The organism is Motilimonas eburnea (assembly GCF_021295345.1).
Taxonomy (GTDB): domain Bacteria; phylum Pseudomonadota; class Gammaproteobacteria; order Enterobacterales; family CBDFNC01; genus Motilimonas; species Motilimonas eburnea.
In genome coordinates this window covers 1-532 of record NZ_JAIMJB010000068.1, presented here as the reverse complement: position 1 = coordinate 532, position 532 = coordinate 1, and the positions used below count along the sequence as shown (strand labels likewise).

The window sequence follows — 532 nt, the reverse complement described above, 5'->3', positions numbered from 1 at the left end:
CAGTGCCAACAGCACACCGCGTCCAACTGGTTATGGCGCCAGCAAAGCAAACTACTGCCAACCACCTACTTTATGGTCACCTTCACCTTGCCTTATGAGTTAAGGGGACTGGCTAAGTCTCATGCTCTCCAGCTTTATCCACTGATGTTTAAAGTGAGCGCCCAAATCCTTAAAGACTTCGCTGCCAGACAGCACCAAGGTGAACTCGGCTTTACCTCGGTGCTACACACTCACAGCAGACAGCGCAATCTGCATCCGCACTTGCACATATTAGTTGCAGGCGGTCGCTATGACACCAGTAAAAAGCAGTGGCATAAAGGCAACAAGAACTACCTGTTCAACGCCTTTGCGCTGGCAAAAGTGTGGCGCGCCAGAATGCTCGATGCTATTAATCAACACCCAAGTTTGAGTTTGCCCAATCACATACCAGCAAAATGGGTAGTGGATTGTCGCGCCGTGGGCGAAGGGCTGCCGACACTGAAATACTTGTCCCGTTATCTGTATCGCGGTGTGTTGGCCGACAAAGACATCA

At 50.8% G+C, this 532-nt stretch carries 1 protein-coding gene; it reads left to right on the top strand.

Features of this window, described 5'->3' with window-relative positions; translation table 11 throughout:
• Positions 1-532: IS91 family transposase (locus K6Y21_RS21145; protein WP_233073920.1), on the top strand; the 532-nt coding region annotated here is incomplete at both ends.